This is a genomic window from Labrenzia sp. ATLA3 (assembly GCF_057180185.1).
On the sequence record NZ_JBXUKV010000006.1, the window covers coordinates 150,854 to 171,299 of the forward strand.

Sequence of the window (20,446 nt, forward strand, 5' to 3'; positions counted from 1 at the left end):
GATGTCGGGTAAAATCACACTTCAGGCCGTTTCACTGGCTTTCTTTTCCGGTGCCGAAGCTTCTGACGTGCGAGGTTCCTCGGGCGTCTCGTCGGCAAGAGAGGCTTCAGCCGAGGCAGTGCTGCTGTCTTCGGTCGCTTCTTCCGTCTCTTGCGTCCTCGCGCTTTCACCCTTTTCAGCAGGTGACGTTTCTTCCGCGGTGACGGTCTCCACTGCGTTCAGCTTTTCCGTGAGCGAGGGATCGTTCTGGGCTTCCTCTTCATCGAAGATGACGACCTCGGCTTCAGGCTCATTTGAGCCCGGATCCGGGTTGGCGGTTTCCTGTTCAGGGTCTTCATCGGACTGCGTACTGGTCCTGACCTCCGAGAAAATCGGGAAGACGGGATCTTCCATTTCCGCCTCGCCATCGTCCTTGTTCATCAACTGACGCCGTTTGGTCAGCATCGCGACGTGATTGCGCAGGTCTTCGTTTTCGGCCAGAAGCGCCTTGAAATCCTGCGCTCTGAGGCTGAGCAACTGACAATACCCCAGTGCAACGACATCGGCGCTGCGGCGGCCACCGGTCATCAGCGCAATTTCGCCGAACACATCACCGCGCCCAAGGCGGATGGTGTGACTGGGGGCGCGTACTTCCACCGCACCTGAAGCAATGAAATAGGCGGCATCGCCGCGATCACCCTTGCGGATCAGCTTCTCGCCCGGCGTTGCGAATTGCGGGCGCATCATCCGCCGGATAGCCTTTTGCTGCTTGCGGGTGAGGTCTGCGAACAGCGGGTGTGCGCTGACGAGTTCGCGTGTCTTCAGGCCGAGATCGAGCTTCGGCCGTGTGTGGCAGGCTTTTCGGGTCCGCTCGACATCGCGCAGTAGCTCCCGATGCAACTCGGTGCCGATCAGCATCTGCTCCTTGGCTTCGTCAAAGGCGGTTTCTTCCAGCCGGACGCCTGCCTTGCGCAGAAACTGCCCTTCGAGGGCGTCGGCATAGTCCGGATACTGCAGGCGCAGGGCATCGATGGCTGCAAGGGTTTCGTCCTGCCGGATCGCCAGGATGTCCTGCAGGATGTCGGCAACACGGTCACCGAGCAGGGGTCGGATCCGCTTGTTGTTGAAGTCGACCAGTTCGTCGGCAAGGATCCTGTAGACGAGCAGGAATTCGAACCGGTCGGCAAGGCGGATGGCCAGTGGCCGGGCAATTCGGAGCCGCCGCTGCAGAGCTTGCGCCAGGCGGAAACCAAGGCCGAATTTGAGCGGCTGCCGCGCAGCCTGATTATAGCCGGAGCGGCCTTCGGTTCGTGTCAGGTCTCCTGTGCGTCCCGTCATGGCAAGGAAGCGCGACACGGACCGGCCGGCGATGGTCTTGTCGTGGAAATGCTCCAGGACGAGCTGCTGTTCGCGGTCGGCCAGGGCGATCAGGCCAATGCGGACACGGTCCCAGTCCTTGAGTTCTTCCAGCTTGTTGGTTTCCGCCGCAGCTGCAGCCGCACGGGTTTCGTAATCCTTCAGAACATCGTCCGTGACGCGCGGGGCGATGTGATAGTTGCGGGCGGCGGTTTCCACTTCCTGCCGCACGTCTGACAGGGCAAGTGCGAGGAACTGGGTGCGCAAGGCCTCGTCGCGGGCATTCAGCTTGTCGAGGCCGAGCAGCCGGATCAGCGGCTTCAGGCTGGTGCCATAGACAAGCAGTGTGAACAGAACGAAGCCCGTCGCCAACTTGGTGACGAAGACCGACACTTCGTCCGACAGCAACGCGTGCTCGGACACGCTGAGCGCCAGTGTCAGTGTGACGGCGCCGCGCATGCCGCCCCACAGGATCACCGTCTTGTAGCGGTCGTTGACCGCTTGCCCCATTCGAAAAACGCTGAGGAGCGGCAGTAACCCGAAGATGACGACGGCACGTGCTGCCAGCGCCGCGACGATGACGACAAACAGCAACAGGATGTCGATGGGTGTGAAGCCTTCGACGAAACGCGGGATCAGGATGGCGGACAGAAGGAAGATGAGCGACGCCGCCCAGAAGGAGATCTGTTCCCACACTGAGTGCAGAAACTGCCAGTTTGCGGGTTGAATTCGGGCCGGGCCGTAAAGGTTGAACACCGTTCCTGCGCAAACCACCGCAACGACGGCGGAAACATCGACAAACTGATCGCTGAGCACATAGGTGCCATAGGGCAGGGCCAGGCTCAACGTCACCTGTGCCAGGGGAATATCGCGCATGATCGGCAGCAGCGAAACTGCGATCCGGCCAAGCAGCGCACCGACAATGATGCCGCCGGCAAACGAGCGGCAAAAGGCGAGGGCGGCTTCGCCGACCGTCATCGTTTCGTGACCCGTCAGCATATGCAGCAGGATGACGAAGATCACGATGGCGGCCGCGTCGTTCAGCAGGCTTTCGCCTTCCACGATACGGCCGAGGCGTGCTGGTGCGCCGATGTCCCGGAAGATGGCGACGACGGCCACTGGATCCGTGGTCGCGACGATCGAGCCGAGAAGAAGGCAGGCGATCAGTGTGATGTCCGTGAGCGAAAAAAGTGTCGCCAGCGGATAGAGGGCAAAACCGATAAAGGCCGTTGCAACAAAAACGGCGATGACCGCCATCAGCAGGATAGGAGCAATATCCTCGACGATCCGCCGGACATCTAGCGTGAGCGCGGTTTGAAACAGCAGGATTGGCAGGAAAATATAGAGGATCATCTCCGAATCCAGCGGGGGATTTATGAAGACGTCCGCAATCGAATTGAAGACATTGGTTTTGGCCGTGTAGCGCAGATAGATGGCCAGAATGCCGATCATCGTGCCGACAGTTGCCAGCAAAACGCTCGGCGCCAGCCCAAGCCGCCGGGCAAGGGGCTGCAGCAGGGAAATTGTCAGCAGGAGCAGCGCGAAAGCGCCTGTAATTAATGGAGTTTCCATGCCGATATGGTGCACCGCGATTGCGGCAATTTCAAACTAGTGTTTCAAATATTCTTGCAGCCCCCGGCAATAGCCACAGGATTGGGCGGAAATGACCATGACGCCAAACCCTATCGGCCAAAAACTTTGCGGAAGGGCCACGTCAGGAACCTCACCCAGTCGGCGACGACAAGCCAGAATATTGCCGGCACCACCATGACAAACGCAAACGGCAGGAAGAGCACGATCTTCGTGAGCTTGATCGGAAGAGACGTCGCCTGGGCCGCTGCACGGTTTTTCAGAACGTAGCGCCAGAGCCGGTTCCACCAGCGCCAGAGATACCAGCCCAGAAACAAGGTGACGGCGGACAGGAGAGCGAAGAGAAACAGGTTGAAGTTGGAGACCCAGGGTATCCAGCGGCTCTCGACTTCGTCCGTGTGTGCGGGATCTTCGTTGTTGCTGTGAATGCTCCGGACACCCGTCCGCAGGCTTCCATCCAGAAGCCAGCCGGCAAGCGTGTAGTCGTCCCCGGCCGACGAAGACACTTGCGGGCTGGCAGCCGCAGATTTCGCTTTCGGGTCGAAACGTGTTGCCGTCACGAGCCGGAAGTTTCTCTCGTCTGCGGCGTTGATCACGGTTGTGCTGTTGGGTGGCGACAGAGCCTTCAAAAGGTCGGCCTGGGTCATTGCCGATTGGGCGGCTGCAAAGCGTTTCTCAAGAGCGGTCTTTGAAAACCAGCTTTTGCCCGGTTGAACCAGCGAAGAACTTTCGACGAGCATCAGGTTGACGCGCTGGCTCTCGGCTGCTGCCTGGAAGCTGTCGAGGTCGATTTCCCGCACGGACTTGCCATCGCGCACACTCAATTGCGGGCGTCCGGTCTGCGGGTGCGGCGTAATGCGGCCACTGACGACCAGTGTCCTGTTTTTGTATTTCGCCAGGCTCGACGCCAGAATATCGGCATCGAGATTGGCAACAACGTCGCCCGGAGCCGCCGCCTTCGCCGCCCCGGCCTTGTCGAACCGGGCCATCTTGAGGTCCGCCTGTTTGACCGGCCGGGTGAGGAACTTCATGTTGCCGTCGAGTGCTCTGGCTGTTGCCGGATCGATCAGGACATCGGGCGAAAGCGCGACTGCCAGCCGTGTGCCGCCTGAATGGCGAACCGGCTTCAGGTCATATGCCTTGCCATTTGGCATCACCATCACCGGCCGGGTCTTGGGCGGCAGGCTGTCCAGTTGGTCCCGAAGCTTGAAGAAGTCAGCTTCCCGGACAGCTAGCTGAAGCGAGCCGGGGGCTTTGGTCTTGCCTGGAAGATCACCCGCCAGTGGCCGATGCGCCTGCCTTGCGGCATCATCCAGGACATCGGGCAGATCGTGAAGGGAGGACAGATGCAGGCTTTTGCCTTCGGCGTTGACAAGTTGCCAGGCGTTTCCCGGGGCCGGCACCAGCGCAATGGATGCGGCACCGGAGATCTTGGGCAGCCGTTTTGCAATCGAGGCGCCTTCGTCGAGAAGATGCTTGGGCGTGTGGACATGTTTTCCTGCGGAACCGGCGGCGTCTCCGGCTTCCCGCGCAAGCCGCGACAACAATCCGGCTTCGGCGGTTGAGGCAAGACACAAGGTGATTGCCGCCAGCAGAAGCACGCGAAGGGTAACTTTGAAATTATAGAACACGTCTGAAATCCAGGTCAGATAGAAAAGGTTATTTCAAAAAGCTCGAAAGGTCAGGCATTTCGCCGGTTCGCTCAACCTGCCTTGCGCTCCGATAGCCATATGCCACCGATAACCAGCGCCAGAGCGCTGCCGTGGTACCACTTGAACGGTTCTCCAAGGATGGAAACCGCAAGAATGGCCGCGAAGATCGGCACGAGGTTGATGAAGATCCCCGCGCGGGCCGGTCCGATCAGTTCGACGCCGCGCATGAAGAAGATCTGCGCGATGCAGGACGGAAAGAGCGCGATATAGAGGACCACCAGCCAGCCCTGGAGCGACGGCCACTGAACGGTGTCGGCAGCGATGTCATAGGCAAGACCGGGCAGGGATGTGAGTGCGGCAATACCGGACAGAACCGCAAAGAACGCAAGCGGCGAAACCCGCGGCCGGTCACGCAGCGCAAGCGTATATCCGGAATAGAGCACACAGGCGATCAGCATCACGCCATCGCCTGGATTGACGGCAAGCGCCAGCAGCACGTCCAGGCTGCCCTGGGCGGCAATCAGCGTCACCCCGACAAGCGTCATCAGAATGCCGAGGACCTGCAGGGCCCGGATCCTGGTGCCGAAGGCAATCAGGGAACCGATCAGAACAAGGATCGGGACCGACCCCTGGATAATGCCCAGGTTGACGGCCGTGGTTTTCGTTGCGGCGATGTAGAACAGGGTGTTGAACCCGATGAACCCGAAAACGGCCATCAGCACCATGCGCAAGGAATAGGGCCGCATGAGAGGCCATTCCGCACATATGTGCCGCCATTGCAGCGGCACCAGGATGCCGGCAACGATCACCCAGCGCAGGAACACCACCACCATGGGGGACACTTCGCCCACCGCAAGGCGGCCGGCAACAGTGTTGCCGCCCCAGAACAGTGAAGTCAGGGTCAGCATCAGCAGGGCATTGCCGTAGGACAGGTCGCCTACACGTTTAACCAGCGAGAACATGGAAACCGTTGCGTGGAAGATGGAATGAAGGTCCATCGGTAACGGATTGGCGCGCGGAGGCAAAGAGCAATCTTTTTGTATACCGTCTTATACTGTTGGAGATAATGATCTGGATCTTTTCCAAAATGGAAAAAGTCATCCAATAGGTCCGGCAATTGACGATTGCGTGCTTAGACCCCAAAACACGGGCTAATATCAGATTTTCAAGTTCGTTTAGGGAGCTGACAGATGACAGGCCGCGTCGATGCCCATGGATTGCAAGTAGCCAGGGTTCTTTATGACTTCATCAATGAAAAAGCTCTTCCGGATACCGGCGTCGAGCAGGAGCATTTCTGGAAAAGCCTGTCGAGCCTGATTCACGATCTGGCACCCAAGAACCGGGAACTTCTGGCCAAGCGTGACAGCCTGCAGCAGAAGATCGACATCTGGCACAAGGCCAACCCGGGCACTCCGGACATGGACGGTTACAAGACTTTCCTGACGGAGATCGGGTATCTGGTGCCAGAGGGACCGGACTTTTCCGTCGGGACCGCCAACATCGATCCGGAAATCGGCACCGTTGCCGGTCCGCAGCTTGTCGTTCCGGTGATGAACGCCCGCTACGCTCTCAACGCCGCCAATGCACGTTGGGGCTCTCTCTATGATGCGCTCTACGGCACAGATGCAATGGGCTCCCTGCCGGCCGGCAAGGGATTTGACCCGGCGCGGGGCGCAGAGGTGATTGCCTATGCGCGCAAGGTTCTCGATGAAGCCGCCCCGCTGGCAGACGGAAGCTGGTCCGATGTAACCGGGTTCGCCGTGGAAGCCGAAGCCCTGGTCATTTCGACGAAGGCCGGAAGCACCAGCCTTGCCGACGCCTCGCAGTTTGCCGGTTACTCCGGAGACAACGAGGCTCCCTACAAGGTGCTGCTCGTCAAGAACGGCCTGCATCTGGAAATCAACATCGATGCGCAACATCCGATCGGCAAGACCGATCACGCCCACATCGCCGATGTCATTCTGGAATCGGCCATGTCGACGATCATGGATTGCGAGGATTCCGTCGCTGCGGTGGACGCAGAAGACAAGGTCGTCATCTACACCAACTGGCTTGGCCTGATGAAGGGCGACCTGGAAGAAACATTCCAGAAGGGTGGAGAGACCGTCACCCGCCGGATGAATGCCGACCGCAACTACACGGCACCTGACGGGTCCGCGCTGTCACTGCACGGACGCTCGCTGCTGCTGGTGCGCAACGTCGGTCACCTGATGACCAACGATGCCGTGCTCGACAAGGACGGCAACGAGGTGCCGGAAGGTCTTCTCGACGGCATGATCACCTCGCTGATCGCGCTGCACGACATCGGTCCGAACGGCCGTGAACTGAACAGCCGCGCCGGCTCGGTCTATATCGTCAAGCCGAAGATGCACGGTCCGGAAGAAGTGGCCTTTGCCTGCGAGATCTTCAATCGGGTGGAAGATGCTCTCGGCCTTGCGCGCAACACGCTCAAGATGGGCATCATGGACGAGGAACGCCGCACCACGGTGAACCTGAAAGAGTGTATCCGCCAGGCAAAGGACAGGGTGTTCTTCATCAACACCGGCTTCCTCGACCGCACCGGCGACGAAATGCACACCTCCATGGAAGCTGGTCCGATGATCCGCAAGGGCGACATGAAGGCTTCAACCTGGATCAGTGCCTACGAGAACAACAACGTTGATGTGGGTCTTGCCTGCGGGCTGCCGGGGCATGCCCAGATCGGCAAGGGCATGTGGGCCATGCCCGACCTGATGAACGCGATGCTGGAGCAGAAGATCGGTCATCCGATGTCCGGGGCGAACACTGCCTGGGTTCCGTCCCCGACGGCTGCGACGCTCCATGCGCTGCACTACCACAAGGTGGCGGTAACTGAGCGCCAGAAGGAGCTGAAGAGCCGCGACGCGGCGAAGCTGGAAGACATTCTTTCCATCCCCGTTGCCGAGCGCCCCAACTGGGCACCCGAAGACATTCAGGCGGAGCTCGACAACAATGCCCAGGGCATTCTGGGGTACGTCGTGCGCTGGGTGGAACAGGGTGTCGGCTGCTCCAAGGTTCCGGACATCAACGATGTCGGCCTGATGGAAGACCGCGCGACCTTGCGTATTTCCTCTCAGCATATCGCCAACTGGCTGCACCATGGCGTTGTCGACCGGGAGCAGGTTCTGGAAACCATGAAGCGCATGGCGGCAGTGGTCGATGGTCAGAACGAGGGCGATCCGCTCTACCGGCCGATGGCAGCGGATTTCGAAGGCTCGGTCGCCTTCCAGGCAGCCTGCGAACTGGTGTTCGAAGGCACCAGCCAGCCAAACGGCTACACCGAGCCGGTGCTGCATCGCCGCCGGATCGAGTTCAAGGCCAAGACAGCGGCCTGAGCTTGAGAAAAGAAAACTGATGTTTCGGCCGCAGGGACACCTCCCTGCGGCCGAACTGCTTATGGCTTAGAGTTCGGTGGGTCTAAGGCATCAAATCCACGGATCAATAAGAAAACCAGCATCAAGGACTTTGTTCGGATTCTTTGGCGCGACCATACCTAGAACTTTCCCTTAAGATGAGACATCGTCTATGAGCCACCTACGGTCACGAAACATCATATGCTTCGCCCGCAGCTCAGAAATGATGGCATCCCTTTCAAGATTCTTAGGTCCAGTTCCCCAAGCATATTGTGCCAGAACTGTTTCAATAATCTGCAAATATAGACAGTTCCTGTTTGCTAAACCATATTTCATAGCTTCTTTATTTGCTAAACCATTTACTTTTAGGTCATTTATAGAATGGAATTTCTTCCGTTTTTTATTCTCATCCATTTGTCTTACATTTACTAACTGGGCGATGACGTCAGGATGGTTATCTTTAATATTTTGAAAAATCTGCATCAGTTCAGAAATCTTAGGCGGTTTTACATCAGCGTTCGGCCAATTCGGTGATGAAAATGTTCTAATACGATCGGCAGCAAATGCCATCGCGGCCTCATCATCGTCCTCGGAGATAGCGCCCGAAGCAAACTTACGCGCCAATGCAACAGCAATATTTAAGTTGACAGCGTAATGACCGGGCAACCGAAACGGCTTTGCGAGAAATGCCAAGACCTCTTCGATAAAACAATTTTCTTCATAAGAAAGGTCACCGTGCTCACCAACTTTGCGCAATAACTCTCGCACACCTTCCCAGGCAATAAGCTTGCGTGCTAACCAAACGACATCGGTTGGCTTAGTAATTGGCTTAACACTTTCGTCTAACGGATACAGCCTCATAGGACTGCACTTCACATTTACTACGGCCTGACTGCCCAAATTGGCTCTAATGAAATCATTCCATTCGAGTTCTAGGCGATTACGAAGTGCCTGCTCTTCCGGACTAATTGGCGGAAATTTATATTGCTGTGGCTGGTCTGACAAAGGACATTGCCTCTTAAGTGAAATACTGACTCAAAATTGCTTTGCTCCATCAAAACCTTCAAGGTCTTTTTGGAGACTGCAAGTCCTCGGAAGCATCACAGGTAATCTGGCAAAACATCAGACGCCACCCCACAATTAGAAGCGCTAAAAACAAAATCGGCTCATGGCCTAGGGTGACGCGCACGTTCTCGCGGCTGTGTCTCTGGTCGACCAGCGGTTTTTGCTGCGGGATAGCCTGGGAAAGCGCGGGTCCTTCTCTGTCTCAGAGCGGCAACGCCGGACTTTCTTGGAGTCCCAGATGCAGTTCGTTGCCAGTATAGGGATGTGCCCGGGCAACATCCTCGTTGAGATCGTGACCAAGGCCCGGTTCGTTCGAAGGGATGACGTAGCCGTCTTCCCAGCGGATTGGGGTCTTCAACAGCTCGGCATAGAAACCGTCGAAAGTGCGGATGGATTCCAGCACCAGAAAATTCGGGCTGCAGGCTGCAAGCTGAATATTGGCGAGCGCTACCAGCGGACCGCAGTAAAGATGCGGGGCGATCTGCGCTGATCGGCATTCCGCCATGGCGGCGATCTTCTTGGCTTCCAGCAGACCGCCGACACGCCCGAGGTTCATCTGCAGGATGCTGGCCGCACCGGTTTCCAGCACCCGGGCAAATTCATATTTGGTGCAGAGCCGTTCACCGGTCGCAACCGGGATGGACGTGAACCGCGCCACTTCGGCCATGTCTTCCGGCTTCTCCGGTGGGATCGGTTCTTCGAACCAGAGCGGGTCATAGGCCTCGATCCGGCGCGCAAGGCGCTTGGCGCCCGACACGGTGAACTGTCCATGGGTGCCGAAAAGAAGGTCGGCCCTGGTGCTGACCGCATTGCGGATCTGCCGACAGAAGGCTTCAGAGCGTTCCAGATCGTCAAGGCTCGGCTGGTGACCGTCGTAGATGGTGTAGGCACCGGCCGGGTCGAACTTCACTGCCGTGAAGCCCTGTTCCACCGCCTTGACCGCCGCTTCCGCCGCCATGTCCAGGTCGTTGTAGACGTTGGGTTTCGACGGATCCGGATAGACGTCGCCATCGGAAGGATAAAGGTAGGTGTAGGAGCGAAGGCGCTCATGCACCTTGCCGCCCATAAGCTGATAGGCCGGCTTGCCGGCAGCCTTGCCGATGATGTCCCAGCAGGCCATTTCCAGCCCAGACAAGACACCCATGACGGTGACATCCGGACGCAGCGTGTAGCCGGCACCATAGGTCTTGTGCCAGAGCTTCTCGATATGGTGCGGATCTTCGCCCTCGAACTGGCGCTGAAACACGTCCTTCGCCATGTCGGCAACCAGATGGGGGCCGAAAGTCGCGTTGTAGATCTCGCCGTAGCCGATGATCCCGCATGCCGTTACCAGCTTGACGAAGATGAAGTAGCGCCCGCCATGGCGTGGTGGGGCGTTTTCGACGACGAAGGTCTCGATTTGGTCGAGTTTCATATTGTCCACTTAGCTCGCGTTGCTGATCGTGATGGACTTTACCTTGGTATAGGCGTCGAGCCCTTCCCAGCCTTTTTCACGGCCATAGCCTGATTTCTTGTTGCCGCCGAACGGCAGTTCATTCCCGCCAGCCCAATAATCGTTGACCGACACTTGCCCGCAATCCATGGCGCCCGAAACGCGCATGGCCCTGCCAATATCCCTTGTATAGACACTTGCGATCAGGCCGAAATCGGTGCCGTTGGCCAGTGCGATGGCGTCTTCTTCGCTTTCAAACATCTGAACCGACAGAACCGGGCCGAAGATTTCTTCCTGGACCGCGGGATCATCCGGTGCAAGGTCGGCGATCACCGTCGGCTGGAAGAACCAGCCTTTGCCGGTGTCCCCATCGGTGGTGACGTCACCGCCGGTCAGGATATTGGCACCACGCGCCTTTGCGGCATCCACATGGGCCTTGATACGGGACAGATGGAGTTCGGAATTGATGGCGCCCATGTCCGGGTCGGTCAGGCCATGGCCGGGTCTGATCTTGGCCGCGCGTTCGACAAGAATGGCAAGCACCTCGTCGCGGATCGACTTGTGCAGGATCAGCCGCGATCCGGCGGAACAGATCTGGCCGGAGTTCGAGAAGATCGCCCAATAGGCTCCATCGGCGACCTTCTCCGGATCGGCATCGGCAAAGGCGATCAGTGGTGACTTGCCCCCGAGCTCCAGTGTCAGCCGGGTCACATTCGGCGCGGCCATCTGGGCCACATTGATGCCGGTGGTGACCGAGCCGGTGAAGGTCAACTGCTTGATGCGCGGGTCGCGCGCCATCTGTGCACCGATATCGCTGCCAAGCCCGGTGACCACATTCACCAGTCCTTCCGGCACTCCGGCTTCACACAGAAGTTCCGCCATCACAAGTGCGGTGAAGGGGGTGGTTTCGGCCGGCTTGGCAACAACGGAACAGCCCGCGGCAAGGGCAGGTGCGACACCGCGCGCGAAGGTCGAGGTGGGATAGTTCCAGGGAATGATATGCCCTGTAACTCCGACCGGTTCGCGCGCGGTGAAGGCGGTGTAGGCAGGGCCAAGGTTGACCGACCGTCCGTCCAGCTTGTCGGCGGCGCCTGCGTAATATTCGAAGAGGCGCGCGGAGGACTGCACGTCGCCCTGGGCCTCTGCCAGTGTTTTGCCGCTGTCGACCACTTCGATCACGGCCAGCCGATCGGCGTTGTCGCGGAACACCCGGGCGGCATTGTTCAAAATGCGGCAGCGCTCTGCCGGTGTAACCTGCCGCCAATGTGCGGCAGCTTTCTCGGCAGCATCGATTGCCCTGTCCATTTCGTTGTCGGACCCGAGAGAAAACTCGGCGAAAGCTTCCGCCCGGCCCGGGTCGAAGCTTTCCATCTTGCGGTTCGAGGCAGGAGTGCGCCTGCCGGCTATGAAATGCCCATCGGGCAGAGCGTCGAGCCTGCCGTTGACCAGATAGTCTTGGGCGATATCCTGAACGGTCATGAGTGGGCTCGCTTCTGGTCTTCCAGGATGAGATCGGCCCCCTTGAGGGCCAGCATCATAGTCGGGGCGTTGGTGTTGCCGGAGGTGATGTTTGGAAAGGCAGACGCATCGGCAACGCGCAGGCCTTCAACCCCATGCACCTGCAGGCGGCTGTTGACGACGGCGGTCTCGCAGTTTTCTCCCATCCGGCAAGTCGAAACCGGGTGGAACACGGTGCTGGCGCGGCTTCGGAAGTCCGACAGAATGCCGTCACCGTCAAGGTCACCAAGGTTGGGAGCGACAGGCTGTTCGACAAGGGCGCTCAAGGCGCGGCTCGCCATCAGTCTCTGGCAAAGTTTTCCGCCGTTGATCACAGTCTGCCGGTCTTCCTCTGTTGCAAGAGAGTTGGGCCGGATCGAGGGCGCGGCACGGGCATCGGCGCTACTGATGTCGATGCGGCCCCGGCTGGTGGGGCGGGCCGGCTGAGCACAGATGATGAAGCCGTTGAACGGATCGATGGTCAGCCGGGTCTTGTCCCCTTGGGGCCGCAGGCGATAGCTGATCGGATTGAAATAAAGCTGCTGGTCCGGCCGGCTCAGATCCGGCTGAGAACGCAGGAAGCCGCCACACTGGTTGACGGAAAGAGCCAGGGGACCCTTGCGCGTTGCCGCATATCGCATGGCGGAAAGGGCCTTGCCGAGCAGAGGACGCAGGATCGCATTGAGCGTCGGTTCCTTTGCGCGGAAGGTGAAACTTGTTGCCAGATGATCCTGTAGATTGCCACCGACATTGTCGTTGGCGTGGAGGACCGGAATGCCGAGCGTACTCAGCAGATTGCCCGGACCGATGCCGGAAACCTGAAGCAGTTGCGGTGAGCCGATGGCGCCAGCCGCCAGGATGACTTCCCGGCTGGCCAGCAGGGTCTCACCGCTCAGGAGTTCCACGCCTGTCGCGGTTTTGCCGTCGAACAGAATGCGGGCGACCTGGGCCTGCGTCCGAACAGTCAGGTTCTTGCGGACAAGGGCAGGGCGCAGATAGGCGCGCGCGGAAGAACACCGGCGGCCGTCCCGGGTGTTGATCTGGTATATGCCGCCACCTTCCGGAGCATCGCCGTTGAAATCGTCGCTCCAAGGCAGCCCCACTTCCCGGATCGCGGCGAAGAAATGCCGGTTCACCTTGTGGACCTGATCGGAAACGTTCTGGATATGGATCGGTCCATCGCCCTCTTTGACGCCGTCACAGCTCACCCGCGTTTCAAGGCGCTCGAAAGTCGACTTGACGTTCGCCCAGCCCCAGCCTTTTGCGCCGGAGGCCTCCCAGTCTTCGAAGTCTCCGGGCAGGCCGCGGCAATAGACCATTGCATTGATTGAACCCGATCCCCCCAGTAAACGTCCGCGTGGCCAATAGACACTGCGGCCTCCCAGGCCTTCGTCAGGGTCGGTCATGAAGCGCCAGGTGCGTTTGGGATCGGAATTCAGCTTGCCATAGCCGAGCGGCAGGGACACCCAGGGCGAGGCATCGGATCCACCGGCCTCCAGCAGAAGAACACGCGTTTGCGGATCGACGCTCAGGCGCTCCGCCAGAATACACCCGGCCGAGCCTGCCCCCACGATGATGTAGTCGACCTTGTTCATGCTGCGCTGCCAGGTGCCTTGACTGCTGATAAGCCAAAGTGTCGTTGAGGAATGAAAAATCCTGAAGCGAAAAAATATTTGGTGTAGCTTCGAAAAAATTTGAAGGAAGAGCTTGTTCGCACAGATGAGAATTCATTTCGGTGCGAGAAAGCAGGCGCCCCCGGTTTGAGGAAAGGACGGCGGAATGGCCTATAGCCTGCCACCGCTTACATGGCTGCGCGCATTCGAGGCGGCTGCCCGGCTCGGGAACTTCACCCGGGCAGCGGAGGAATTGCTGATCACACCGGCTGCTGTCAGCTATCAGGTGCGCCAACTGGAAGGGTTGCTGGGCTATCCGCTGTTCGATCGCGTTCACCGCGAACTGGTTTTGACCCGTCCCGGCCAGACCTACCTGCCCACGGTCGAAAAGGCGTTTTCCGACCTGTCCATCGCGACTGTTTCCGTGTTTGGCGAACGTGACCGGCAGCCGGTCCGGTTCCGCTGTCTCAACAGCTTCGGTCAACTCTGGATGATCCCGCGTCTGCGCGCGTTTCAGGAGGCGCACCCCGGCGTCGACCTGCAGATGATCTCGGCCTCCTGGGCGGAAAAGCTCAGTCCGGAACTGTTCGACATTGATATCCGCTTTGGCGACGGTAGCTGGACCGACGGGGTGGTGTCGTTTCTGCTGAACGACCCGATCATTCCGGTCTGCCATCCGGACCTGGCGCTCGACACTGGCAAGCGCGAACTGGAGGCGCTGGCGGGCGCGCCGCGCCTCGACATTATGGGAGTGATCGATACCTGGGAGAGCTTCTTCCACAGCCATGGCCGTGTGGTGCCCAAGCGCAATGGCCTGCAGGTCGACCAGACCCTGTCGGCTCTGGAACTGGCCGCTCTCGGCCATGGCCACGCTCTGGTCCTGGAAACGCTCGCCCAGCCCTATCTGGACAGCGGCCGGTTGATCCGGTCTTCAGACAAGAAGATCAAGAGCCGGCACAGCTACTATCTCGTCACCAACGGTCCACGCCAGGCACTCAGCCCCCACGCCCAGATCTTCTGCGACTGGATGATACGGGAACTTGGCGGTGTGACAGGCTGAGAAAGTTGTTCAAGGATATGAATAGTTTGCCTGCTTGATCGCAACAAACTCCGTCTTATCCTGGACCTCTGGCCCGAAAGTGTTGTCCGGGGCGACTGCTTCACCGCATTTGTCATTCCCGCGAAAGCGGGAAACCAGTACTCCGTGAGGTAAGAATTTATTTTATAAACAAATTCAGTGGGTTACTGGATCCCCGCTTTCGCGGGGATGACAACTAAGAAGGGTGAAATGTCGAGACGGGATCCACGACAAATGCGTCCTTTGGCATTGTGGCCTCAGACCCTCGGGAAGCGGGGAAATTTGCAAGATCACCCGCTCAAGCTGCAAGTCTAATCCAGTGAGAAGTTGAACTCGAACAGGCGGTCTATCGTGTCGAGGGGTTTCGGGTCCCGGTATCGATTGAGGTCGAGCAAGCCCGCCTGAAGTTCACTCTGCTCTCTCAAAGCGGTCTGGATCCGGTCGAACTCGGTCCAGAACGCCGGATCCGTTCTGCGGATACCGTAACGCGCCACGAGCTTGAGATAGTCGTTCTGAGACCGGATTGCCCGAATCATCTGCACGAAGTCCGGCAACTGGGCCTGTTTCACATTGAACATGAAATTCGGATAGCTGCTGAACTGCCCGGGAACGACTGTCACACCGTCGTTCTCTGGTTCGCGGCGCAGGTCCTCGTTGAAGATGAAGGCAACATTGCTGTGGGCCATGTCGTGCACCAGGGTGAACACCTGTGTGTCACGCTCCGTTTCCACAAGAAGGACCGAGATATCGGCCAGGAACTTTGCATAGGGAGCAGGCTTCTGGACGAGCGGGCGCAGCTGACCTGCGGGGGTGTCGTCGGCAGCGCAGGTGCTTCCGCTGCAGCGGTTGATGGGGTCGTGCGCGGCCCACAGGCCCGCTGGTCTGCGTAGCAGAGAGGTCAGGAACTCCGACTTGGCGTAGCTGGTGGCGAAATGGATGCCCGTTGGAGACGTGTTGTCCAGCGCACTTTCTTTCCAGAGATCGACTAGATTGACGAGCGGTCCCTGATACCAGCTATCGTGCATAGGTTTGCGAAGCTGTGGCGGGAGGAATGACAGGAACGTTCGCTCCCCCTCACGGCGCAGACTGTCCATGTAAAGACGCGTCGTCAGCTGGTGCTCCACATTGCCGAAGACATCGAACCCGGCGACGAGATTGTAATAGATCCGCTCGAACAGCGGGAAGTCGATGACCCAGGCTGTTTCCGGCACAGCGCCGACAAAACCGGTCACCACAGACGCTGAGGAGAAATTGCGGTAGACGGTCAGGCGGGCATCGACCTCGGTCCCGTCGCCGTCCCAGATGTCGCCATAGTCCGGGCCGCCATCAACCTTGAACTTGCTCTCGTATCGTCCCTTGCGAAACTCCTGATACTTGACCGGTCCGAGCGACAGGAATGCTTCCAGCCGCTTGGACAATTTGCCATCGAACTGCGCAACCGGCAGTTCCAGGATCGGGATCGCGTTTTCCAGAAAGCTCGGGTCCGTCACGGACAGGTCGGCATCCGGGCTCAGGAATGAGACCCAGAAGCGGTCCTCGATCACGTTGACCGCAACCTGCCCGTAGCAGACAGGGCCACGGATGAAGGACCGGACAAAATACAGCGCATCGTCCAGCAGGAACTGGTAGCGGCTGCGGGCAGGGATTGCCTGGAATGTCGACAGAGGGTTGCCGCCCGCGGCCGTTGAATAGGACGGCAGGCTCTCAATCTCCCAGTCGGTTTTCAGAAACAGGTCAGCGTAGCGGTTGAGGCGCTCGGGACCGATCTCATAGACCATGTGCTCCTTGTGAAGGATGGTGCCGTCAATCGGGACAAGCCTGTAGTGAAAGGGACCACCCGGATCGTCAAAAGGCCGGCGCGTGGGAATCTCATCAGGGGGGGAACCGGCCGGGGTTCTGGAGCGGATCACCCGGAAGAAGCGGGTTTTCTCATCGCCCTCCAGATGCAGATGGGCCAGGAACAGGTGCTCGTAGATATAGCGCGCAACAAGCTTCGATCGTTTGTCGCCGCGATTGAAGAAAGTTTCGACGGCATGCACCGACTGTTTGACGCTGTTGGGCAGACGCTTGTCCGCATCCGAGGCAGGCGCGCCATCCCTGGCCCAGGCCAGCAAGGTCGCGTACTCACCGTCGGCGAGCGGTGCCATGGCAAAGGGCATGCCGCCCTGCGGATGCTCTTCAAGATAGTCCTTCACCTTGCCGGGCATGGCGCAGCTATTGGACCGCAGTGTCGAAATGTCGATGTCGTCGGGAAGCGGTGCTCCGAGCTTGAAGGAACTCTTCCGTCCTGCCTGAAGCAACTGCTCCAGAACCGATGGGCCATCCTTTGCACCCGCAACGTCGAAGAACCCCTTGGCGCGCCAGCCCGGCACGGTTTTCGCGTCGATTCCAAGGCGCGTCAACGGGGCATCCTCCAACCGGGAGGAATCATAGACTGTCTGCTTGCTCGCGCCCCGCAACCAGCCTGCGGCCGACGACAGTTTCAGCTGACAGGGCGCGTCGTAACAGCCGTGGCAGACCACGCAGCGCTTGTTGAGAACGTCAACGGGAGCTCCGGCTTCCTGCGCCGTCGTCGCGCCGGCCCAGCAAATCATCAGCAGCTGAAAGGCGCGTTTCGGGAACCGGAAAAACGGCCTCTTCATGCGCCCGGCTGCAGTCCAGTCAGAGGGCTCACCCCTCATCGTCTTCCATCCGCTCACGGGTCACCCGGCTCGGATCATCAGGCCCCTTATAGTGGAACAGGTAGGCCCATCCCGCATAGGCTGTGATTGCAGTCATGATATAGACCCAGGTGGTGGTGCCGTAAGCATATTCCACGCCGGTCCAGCCGGCGCAAAAAGCGACCAGCACAATTCTGCGCCACAGCGGATCGAACCAGGGGTGTTCTACTGGACCAAACACAGTTTTGCCTTCCTTATGCGTCATCGGAGCCTTCTGATCGGACGTCCTGACGTTGCGGGATCTTCAAGAGCTTACAAAATCAGACAAAACCTGCCTGCTGCCGACTGATTACACCTTGAATCCGACTGCTGAACAAGGGAATGTGGGTTGCACTCCCCGCCACCGAAATTCATGTTGATAAGAGGGCCTGGCTTCCGACATGCTGACTTCGCTTGATCTCCTGACAGCTAATGACACGCCAGGTCAACACCCTCCTTCCTATTATGCTGCGACTGCCAACAGGCAAACAGCGCACCCGGCTCTGAACGGCTCTCAAACCTGTACGGCCTGTGTCATCGGGGGCGGATACACGGGGTTGTCAGCCGCATTGCATCTGGCCGAACGCGGTGTCGATGTCATCCTGCTGGAAGCCAACCGGATCGGATGGGGTGCCTCGGGCCGCAACGGTGGCCAGGTCGGGTCCGGTCAGCGCGAGGAACAGACTGTTCTTGAGCAACGCCACGGCAAGTCTCACGCCAGATTGCTGTGGGATCTTGCCGAGGACTCCAAGGCGCTCGTCAAGCACCTGATCGTGAAGCACCAGATCGCCTGCGATTACACGCCGGGGATACTGCATGCCGATCACCGCAAGAGTTTCATTGAGGATACTCGCGACTATGTCGAGCATCTCAGGCTCGTCTACGGCTATGAGGACATCCGCTTCGTCGGTCCGGACGAAATCGGCGAACAGGTCGGCAGTCCGCGCTATTACGGCGGTTCTCTGGATACGGGGGCAGGCCACCTTCATCCGCTCAATTTCGCACTGGGGCTCGGCCAGGCTGCCGCTGCCGCGGGGGCCAGGATTTTCGAGGAAACCAAGGTCACCGGTATCGAGGGTCAGGGCACGGAGCGGATCACCGTGCGGACCGGGCAGGGCGATGTTCGCGCTGACCATCTGATTTTGGCCTGCAACGGCTATCTTGGTCGTCTCGAGCGGCAGACCGCCGCGCATGTCATGCCGATCAACAATTTCATCGTGGCAACCGAACCCTTTTCGGAAGACGAGGCACGCAAGATCATCCGCGACAACGTCGCGGTGGCCGACAGCAAGTTCGTGATCAACTACTTCCGCATGTCCGCCGACCGCCGGCTGTTGTTCGGTGGCGGCGAGAACTACGGCTATCGCTTTCCTGAAGACATCAAGGCCTTCGTGCGTGAACCGATGCTGGAAATCTTCCCGCAGCTCAACGATGTGGCCATCGATTACGGCTGGGGCGGCACGCTGGCGATCACGCCAAAGCGCATGCCCTATTTTGCGCGTCTGGCCCCCAACATGCTGACCGCCAGTGGCTATTCCGGCCACGGCGTTGCCATGGCTACCCTTGGAGGACAGATTCTGGCCGAAGCCGTGACGGGAACCGCAGGGCGGTTCGACGTTTTTGAAAAACTGGACATACCATCCTTCCCCGGCGGTGACCGGCTGCGCTTCCCGCTTCTGGTGCTGGCCATGACATGGTTCTCCCTGCGGGACAGGCTCGGATTTTGAGATGCCGTTAAACCGCACGGAAACCCGCCAGACCATTGGCAGTTACTGGGAAGCCAGCGTTCCGCAGGCCAGACTGGACCGGCAGCTTATCGGAAATGCGGTGTTCGACGTCGCGGTGATCGGCGCGGGTTTTGCCGGGCTGAGCGCTGCGCTGCGGCTCGCGCAGGCCGGTGTCTCCGTGTGTGTTCTGGAGGCGGAACACGTCGGCTACGGCGCTTCGGGCCGCAACGGCGGATTTTGCTGTCTTGGCGGAACCAAGCTGGACGAGCACAGCCTGATCAGGAAATTCGGTCTGGAGGAAGCGCGCCGCTTCGTTGCCTATCAGGTTGCCGGCGTCAACCTTGTTGCCCAGCGGCTGGATAGCTGGGGTGTCCACGCCGACCGCCATTCAAAGGGGGAGATCTATCTGGCCCACCGGCCAAAAGACTTCGCCGGATTTCAGGCAGAAGCCGCTTTCCTGAAGGAGAACTTCGGCATCAAGGCGCGGGTTCTCTCCAAGGCGGATCTGGATGCTGAAGGCTATGGCGGGCCGACCTTCCATGGCGGCATGCACCTTCCGTATGGCTTTGCGCTCAATCCGATGGCTTACGTTCAGGCCCTGGCGGATCAGGTTCGCCGCGCCGGCGGCAGGATCTTTGCAAAAACACCGGTGACCGGGATCTCCCGGGACAGTGACCGCTGGCATCTTGAAACCCCGCACGGTCTGGTTCGGACCAAAAAGGTTCTCCTAGCGGGCAATGGCTACGCGCGTGAAGATGCCCCCAGGTGGCTGCACGGGCGCACGCTCCCGGTCATGTCGTCCATCCTGGTCACCCGGCCCTTGAGCGACGACGAACTGTCGGCGCAGGGCTGGACCTCCGATACGATGGCCGCGGACACCCGCAACCTGCTGCACTATTTCCGCCTTTTGCCGGACCGGCGGTTCCTGTTCGGCACGCGCGGCGGCATTTTCGAAAACGCCCAGTCCCTGGCGGCCATGTATGATCGTGCCAGGGCGGATTTCGACGATATGTTTCCGGCCTGGGCGGGCGTCGAAGCGGAACATAGCTGGTATGGCCACGTGTGCCTGGCGCGCAACCTCACCCCCTTTGTCGGCGAAGTGCCCGGCCTTGGCGGCATTTATGCCGCAATGGGGTGGCACGGCAGCGGTATCGCCATGGCTTCCATATCGGGAGACAAGGTCGCCGGGCTGATGCTGGGCAAGCTCCAGCCGGACGACCTGCCGGTTCCCTTGCGGCGGCCATTCGCCAGGTTTCCGCTACCGTCCTTGCGCAAGCTCTATCTTCAGGGCGCGTACTGGTGGTACGGCTGGCAGGACAGGTGAAACGCGCACGGGACGTGGCACATCAGGCTATCTGATCCCGCATGATGCGGTCACGGGAGAACA

The 20,446-nt window shown here is 59.4% G+C and carries 13 protein-coding genes; 4 read left to right on the forward strand and 9 right to left on the reverse strand.

Annotated elements, in window-relative coordinates; genetic code table 11:
- Positions 1-21 precede the first annotated feature (21 nt).
- From AC2A6O_RS17415 to AC2A6O_RS17425, 3 genes are all read right to left on the reverse strand, one after another.
- Positions 22-2,907 (reverse strand): cation:proton antiporter, encoded by a 2,886-nt coding sequence (locus AC2A6O_RS17415; protein ID WP_498928958.1) that lies wholly within the window; start codon positions 2,905-2,907, stop codon positions 22-24.
- A 110-nt stretch (positions 2,908-3,017) separates the two neighbouring features.
- Positions 3,018-4,556: a hypothetical protein gene (locus AC2A6O_RS17420; RefSeq protein ID WP_498928960.1), complete on the reverse strand. Its 1,539-nt coding sequence runs from the start codon at positions 4,554-4,556 to the stop codon at positions 3,018-3,020.
- A 71-nt stretch (positions 4,557-4,627) separates the two neighbouring features.
- The gene (locus tag AC2A6O_RS17425; protein ID WP_498928962.1) at positions 4,628-5,575 is read right to left on the reverse strand and encodes a DMT family transporter; all 948 of its coding nucleotides are present in this window, start codon (positions 5,573-5,575) and stop codon (positions 4,628-4,630) included.
- 192 nt (positions 5,576-5,767) lie between these two features.
- Here AC2A6O_RS17425 and AC2A6O_RS17430 point away from each other — a divergent pair, with 192 nt between their 5' ends.
- Entirely contained in the window at positions 5,768-7,930 is a 2,163-nt protein-coding gene (locus AC2A6O_RS17430; protein ID WP_498928964.1) for a malate synthase G, read from the forward strand.
- Positions 7,931-8,101: 171 nt separating this feature from the next.
- Here AC2A6O_RS17430 and AC2A6O_RS17435 read toward each other — a convergent pair whose 3' ends face one another.
- The 4 genes from AC2A6O_RS17435 to AC2A6O_RS17450 all read right to left on the reverse strand — a co-directional run bounded on the left by AC2A6O_RS17435 (position 8,102) and on the right by AC2A6O_RS17450 (position 13,537).
- Positions 8,102-8,953: a hypothetical protein gene (locus AC2A6O_RS17435; RefSeq protein WP_498928966.1), complete on the reverse strand. Its 852-nt coding sequence runs from the start codon at positions 8,951-8,953 to the stop codon at positions 8,102-8,104.
- A gap of 262 nt (positions 8,954-9,215) precedes the next feature.
- Entirely contained in the window at positions 9,216-10,427 is a 1,212-nt protein-coding gene (locus AC2A6O_RS17440; protein WP_498928968.1) for a mandelate racemase/muconate lactonizing enzyme family protein, read from the reverse strand.
- A gap of 9 nt (positions 10,428-10,436) precedes the next feature.
- Complete coding sequence (locus tag AC2A6O_RS17445) at positions 10,437-11,924, reverse strand: aldehyde dehydrogenase family protein (RefSeq protein ID WP_498928970.1); 1,488 nt, start codon at positions 11,922-11,924, stop codon at positions 10,437-10,439.
- Positions 11,921-13,537 (reverse strand): GMC family oxidoreductase, encoded by a 1,617-nt coding sequence (locus AC2A6O_RS17450; protein ID WP_498928972.1) that lies wholly within the window; start codon positions 13,535-13,537, stop codon positions 11,921-11,923. The genes AC2A6O_RS17445 and AC2A6O_RS17450 overlap by 4 nt, the downstream gene beginning before the upstream one ends.
- 184 nt (positions 13,538-13,721) lie before the next feature.
- On the opposite strand from AC2A6O_RS17450, the gene AC2A6O_RS17455 reads away from it, so the two are divergent.
- The gene (locus tag AC2A6O_RS17455; RefSeq protein WP_498928974.1) at positions 13,722-14,615 is read left to right on the forward strand and encodes a LysR substrate-binding domain-containing protein; all 894 of its coding nucleotides are present in this window, start codon (positions 13,722-13,724) and stop codon (positions 14,613-14,615) included.
- A gap of 329 nt (positions 14,616-14,944) precedes the next feature.
- Here AC2A6O_RS17455 and AC2A6O_RS17460 read toward each other — a convergent pair whose 3' ends face one another.
- A complete protein-coding gene (locus AC2A6O_RS17460) occupies positions 14,945-17,275 on the reverse strand; it encodes a fatty acid cis/trans isomerase (RefSeq protein ID WP_498928976.1) in 2,331 nt (776 codons plus the stop codon).
- A 28-nt stretch (positions 17,276-17,303) separates the two neighbouring features.
- On the reverse strand, positions 17,304-17,534 hold the full coding sequence (locus AC2A6O_RS17465; RefSeq protein ID WP_498928978.1) for a hypothetical protein: 231 nt from the start codon (positions 17,532-17,534) through the stop codon (positions 17,304-17,306).
- A 199-nt stretch (positions 17,535-17,733) separates the two neighbouring features.
- On the opposite strand from AC2A6O_RS17465, the gene AC2A6O_RS17470 reads away from it, so the two are divergent.
- Positions 17,734-19,059 (forward strand): NAD(P)/FAD-dependent oxidoreductase, encoded by a 1,326-nt coding sequence (locus AC2A6O_RS17470; protein ID WP_498928980.1) that lies wholly within the window; start codon positions 17,734-17,736, stop codon positions 19,057-19,059.
- Between the two features lies 1 nt (position 19,060).
- Positions 19,061-20,383 carry an NAD(P)/FAD-dependent oxidoreductase gene (locus tag AC2A6O_RS17475; RefSeq protein ID WP_498928982.1) on the forward strand — a complete coding sequence of 441 codons (1,323 nt, stop codon included), beginning with the start codon at positions 19,061-19,063 and terminating at the stop codon, positions 20,381-20,383.
- Positions 20,384-20,446 lie beyond the last annotated feature (63 nt).

Coding starts and splice junctions, on each gene's coding strand:
- AC2A6O_RS17445 (WP_498928970.1), bottom strand. CDS start 11,924: ATGACCGTTCAGGATATCGCCCAAGACTATCTGGTCAACGGCAGGCTC.
- AC2A6O_RS17460 (WP_498928976.1), bottom strand. CDS start 17,275: ATGAAGAGGCCGTTTTTCCGGTTCCCGAAACGCGCCTTTCAGCTGCTG.
- AC2A6O_RS17470 (WP_498928980.1), top strand. CDS start 17,734: ATGCTGACTTCGCTTGATCTCCTGACAGCTAATGACACGCCAGGTCAA.
- AC2A6O_RS17430 (WP_498928964.1), top strand. CDS start 5,768: ATGACAGGCCGCGTCGATGCCCATGGATTGCAAGTAGCCAGGGTTCTT.
- AC2A6O_RS17455 (WP_498928974.1), top strand. CDS start 13,722: ATGGCCTATAGCCTGCCACCGCTTACATGGCTGCGCGCATTCGAGGCG.
- AC2A6O_RS17440 (WP_498928968.1), bottom strand. CDS start 10,427: ATGAAACTCGACCAAATCGAGACCTTCGTCGTCGAAAACGCCCCACCA.
- AC2A6O_RS17415 (WP_498928958.1), bottom strand. CDS start 2,907: ATGGAAACTCCATTAATTACAGGCGCTTTCGCGCTGCTCCTGCTGACA.
- AC2A6O_RS17475 (WP_498928982.1), top strand. CDS start 19,061: ATGCCGTTAAACCGCACGGAAACCCGCCAGACCATTGGCAGTTACTGG.
- AC2A6O_RS17450 (WP_498928972.1), bottom strand. CDS start 13,537: ATGAACAAGGTCGACTACATCATCGTGGGGGCAGGCTCGGCCGGGTGT.
- AC2A6O_RS17425 (WP_498928962.1), bottom strand. CDS start 5,575: ATGGACCTTCATTCCATCTTCCACGCAACGGTTTCCATGTTCTCGCTG.